Raw genomic sequence first — 4216 nt, forward strand, 5'->3', positions numbered from 1 at the left:
GGGGGGGGGGCGTCCGGGGGGGCCGTTGGTGGGGGGGAGGGGGGGTTGCCGCCCACCCCCCCCCCCCCCCCCCCCCCCCCCCCCCACGGGGTCAGAGCGCCAGCGGCCTGATCGCGGTCGGCGCGTGCTCGGGGAGGGTGGCCAGTTCCTCGAACTCGTTGACCTTGTCGATGTCGTTGCCGCTCATCGAGATGTTGGTGACCCGCTCCAGGATCGCCTCGACCACGACCGGGACGCGGAACTCGGCGGCCAGCTTCTTGGCCTCCTCGAAGGCCGGCAGCAGGCCCTCCGGCTCGGTGACCCGGATCGCCTTGCAGCCCAGGCCCTCGGCGACCTTGACGTGGTCGACGCCGTAGACGCCCAGCTCCGGCGCGTTGATGTTCTCGAACTCCAGCTTGACCTGGAAGTCGATGTCGAAGCCGCGCTGCGCCTGGCGGATCAGGCCCAGGTAGGAGTTGTTCACCAGGACGTGGACGTACGGGATCCGGTGCTGGGCGCCGACCGCCAGCTCCTCGATCATGAACTGGAAGTCGTAGTCGCCGGAGAGCGCGACGATCTGGCCCTCGGGGTCGGCGGTGGCGACGCCCAGCGCGGCCGGGATGGTCCAGCCCAGCGGCCCGGCCTGGCCGCAGTTGATCCAGTGCCGCGGCTTGTAGACGTGCAGCATCTGCGCGCCGGCGATCTGGGACAGGCCGATGGTGGTGACGTACCGGGTCTCCGGTCCGAAGGCCCGGTTCATCTCCTCGTAGACGCGCTGAGGCTTGAGCGGCACGTTGTCGAAGTGGGTGCGGCGCTGGAGCTGCGCCTTGCGCTCCTGGGTGGAGGCGGCCCAGGTGCTGCGGTCCTTGAGGGTGCCGGCGGCCTTGAGCTCCTTGGCGACCTGGACGAACAGCTCCAGCGCGGCCTTGGCGTCGGAGGCGATGCCGAGGTCGGGGGCGAAGATCTTGCCGATCTGGGTGGGCTCGACGTCGACGTGGACGAACTTGCGGCCCGCGGTGTAGACGTCCAGGCCGCCGGTGTGGCGGTTGGCCCAGCGGTTGCCGATGCCGAGGACGAAGTCGGAGGCGAGGAAGTTCTCGTTGCCGTAGCGGTGCGAGGTCTGCAGGCCGACCATGCCGGCGTTCAGCTCGTGGTCGTCCGGGACGATGCCCCAGCCCATCAGGGTCGGGATGACCGGGACGCCGGTCAGCTCGGCGAACTCCAGCAGCAGGTCGGCCGCGTCGGCGTTGATGACGCCGCCGCCGGCCACGATCAGCGGGCGCTCGGACTCCTGGAGCAGCGCGATGGCCTTCTCGATCTGGATCCGGTTGGCGGTCGGCTTGTAGACCGGCAGCGGCTGGTAGGCCTCGGGGTCGAAGTCGATCTCGGTCAGCTGGACGTCGATCGGCAGGTCGATCAGGACCGGGCCGGGGCGGCCGGAGCGCATCAGGTGGAAGGCCTGCTGGAACACGCCGGGGACCTGCGCGGCCTCCAGGACGGTGGTGGCGGCCTTGGTGACCGGCTTGGCGATCGAGGCGATGTCGACGGCCTGGAAGTCCTCCTTGTGGAGGCGGGCGACCGGGGCCTGGCCGGTGATGCACAGGATCGGGATGGAGTCGGCGATCGCCGAGTAGAGGCCGGTGATCATGTCGGTGCCGGCCGGGCCCGAGGTGCCGATGCACACGCCGATGTTGCCGGCCTTGGCGCGGGTGTAGCCCTCGGCCATGTGCGAGGCGCCCTCGACGTGCCGGGCCAGGGTGTGCCTGATCCCGCCGGAGGCCTTGAGGGCGGCGTAGAAGGGGTTGATGGCGGCACCCGGGACACCGAAGGCGACATCGACGCCTTCGAGCTTGAGGATCTCCACGGCCGCGCGGGCGGCTGTCATACGAGGCATCGGGTCTCTCCTGCGTCGGCCCGCAGTGGCTCGGAGGGCTCATCTCCTGAATTCCACCATACGGAAGAACGGTTTCTGTATGTGGAAACACGGTAGGGTCGGGCCCGGCGGGGCGTCAAGGGGACTTCAACAGAATGTGGAAGTCGGCGCGGGGGAGCCGTTCGGACAAGTGCACAGCTCTCGCGCTGGTGTGCCCGGGGAAGCGGAGGCTCCGGGCCGGATCGCGCAGCCCGCGTGCAGTGCTGGTGAAGGGACGGTGCCGGGTGTCGGGCCGCCCCGCCGACCTGGGTACCGTCGGTGGCACGCCGGGCCCGGCACATCCGACCCGGCCACGGCAGGGGGCGCGCGCTGCGACTGCGGCGGTCCGACCACCGCCTCGCCTCCGCTCCGTACGTCTTCCCCGGCCCGCCCTCCCGTCGGCCTGTCCCGCCCCGCCGGCGCGCCCCTCCGGCCCGCCTCTCCCCGCCGGTTCCCTCCGCCCCGCCTCGCACCGCCGGCCCGCCTCGCCCCGCACCGCCGGCCCGCCCGTCGCCTGTGGCAGTCCCCTCCCACCCTCCCCGGTCCGTTACGGCGCGCCCCCGCAACGGTGGGCGCGCGGAAGGAGCGCAGCCATGCGCCGCACCCCTGCCCGGCCCCCGGCGGTGACCGGATGAGCCCGCCGTCCCGCCGCCGCTCCCCGCTCGCCGGGCTGCGCGCCGTCCCCTGGCGGCACGACCTGCCCGCCTCGCTGGTGGTGTTCCTGGTCGCCCTCCCGCTCTGTGTCGGGGTCGCCGTCGCCTCCGGTGTCCCGGCCGAGCTGGGGCTGGTCACCGGCGTCGTCGGCGGCCTGGCCGTCGGCCTGCTCCCCGGTAGCAGCCTCCAGGTCAGCGGGCCCGCCGCGGGGCTGACCGTGCTGGTCGCCGACGCCGTCCAGCGCTTCGGCCTCGCCGCCCTCGGCCCGCTGGTGCTCGCCACCGGCCTGCTCCAGCTCGGGATGGGCGCGCTGCGGCTCGGCCGCTGGTTCCGGGCGATGTCCGCCTCGGTGGTGCACGGCATGCTGGCGGGCATCGGGCTGACCCTGGTGTTTGGCCAGCTGTACGCCCTCGCTGACCGGACCGCCCCCGGCACCGGCCCGCAGAAGCTCGCCGGACTGCCCGCCCTGCTCGCCGACGCGGCCACCGCGGCCGCCACCCCCGCCGCGGTGGCGCTGGGCCTGGGCACCCTGCTGGTGCTCGTCGGCTGGAAGCACCTGCCGGGCCGCGCCGCCCGTACCGTCCCCGCGCCGCTGGCCGCGGTCGGCCTGGCCGCCGCCGTCACCGCGGCGGCCGACCTGCCGGTGGCCCGGGTACGGGTGGCCGGGCTGCTCGACGTCGTCCGACTGCCCGACCCGGCCGCGCTCGGCGGCCTGGCCGGTGCCGCGGGTATCGGCACCGTCGTCGCCTTCACCCTGATCGCCTCCGCCGAGACGCTGTTCAGCGCCGCCGCCGTCGACCGGATGCACCACGGCCCGCGCACCGACTACGACCGCGAACTCACCGCCCAGGGCGTCGGCAACACCGTCTGCGGACTGCTCGGCGCCCTGCCGATGACCGCGGTGATCGTGCGCAGCGCGGCCAACGTCCAGGCGGGCGCCCGCACCAGGGCCGCGCGCTTCCTGCACGGGCTGTGGCTGCTGCTGTTCACCGCCCTGCTCCCCGGGGTGCTCGGGCTGGTCCCGCTCACCGCGCTGGCCGCCGTCCTGGTGCACGCCGGGGCCAAGTTGGTGCCGCTGCGCCGGATCGCCGCGCTGTGCCGGGGCGACCGGGGCGAGGCGGTGGTGCTCGTCACGACGGCGCTCGCCGTGGTCGCCACCGACCTGTTCGAGGGGGTGCTGATCGGGGTCGGCCTGGCCGTGGCCAAGTCCGCCTGGCAGACCTCGCACCTGCAGATCGCGGTCGAGGAGGTGGTACTGACGGACGGTCGGCCGCTGCACCGGGTCCGCCTCAGCGGCAACGCCACCTTCCTGCGGCTGCCCCGGCTGCTGGACGCGCTGGAACGGCTGCCCGCCGACCGTCCGGTGGAACTCGACTGGTCCGGCCTGCGCCACCTGGACCACGCCTGCACCCTGGCCCTCACCTCCTGGGCCGACCAGCACCGCGCCCGCGCCAGCGCCCCGCTCGCCGTCGAACCACCGCTGCCGACCGTCGTCTGACGGTCCCTCCGGCGAGCCGGGTGAGTACCCGGCGAGCCCGGCGGCCCGGCAAGCCGGTGAGTACCCGGCGAGCCCGGTGGCCCCGGTTAGCCTGGTGGGGGGGGGGGGGGGGGGGGGGGGGGGGGGAGGGGGGGGGGGGGGGGGGGGGGGGGGGAGGGGGGGGGGGGGGTGGT

Annotated in this window: 2 protein-coding genes; one reads left to right on the forward strand and one right to left on the reverse strand. The window is 74.4% G+C overall.

Annotated features, from left to right (window positions below; translation table 11 throughout):
* Positions 1 to 91 precede the first annotated feature (91 nt).
* The gene (gene gcl, locus ACZ4W5_RS14425) at positions 92 to 1873 is read right to left on the reverse strand and encodes a glyoxylate carboligase (protein WP_360230718.1); all 1782 of its coding nucleotides are present in this window, start codon (positions 1871 to 1873) and stop codon (positions 92 to 94) included.
* Between the two features lie 649 nt (positions 1874 to 2522).
* Here gcl and ACZ4W5_RS14430 point away from each other — a divergent pair.
* Entirely contained in the window at positions 2523 to 4043 is a 1521-nt protein-coding gene (locus ACZ4W5_RS14430) for a SulP family inorganic anion transporter (RefSeq protein ID WP_465654614.1), read from the forward strand.
* Positions 4044 to 4216 lie beyond the last annotated feature (173 nt).

This window comes from Kitasatospora sp. NPDC029367 (assembly GCF_055569135.1).

Bases quoted from the DNA above. Each gene is read 5' to 3' on its own strand.
- gcl (WP_360230718.1), bottom strand. From the start codon at position 1,873: ATGCCTCGTATGACAGCCGCCCGCGCGGCCGTGGAGATCCTCAAGCTC.
- ACZ4W5_RS14430 (WP_465654614.1), top strand. From the start codon at position 2,523: ATGAGCCCGCCGTCCCGCCGCCGCTCCCCGCTCGCCGGGCTGCGCGCC.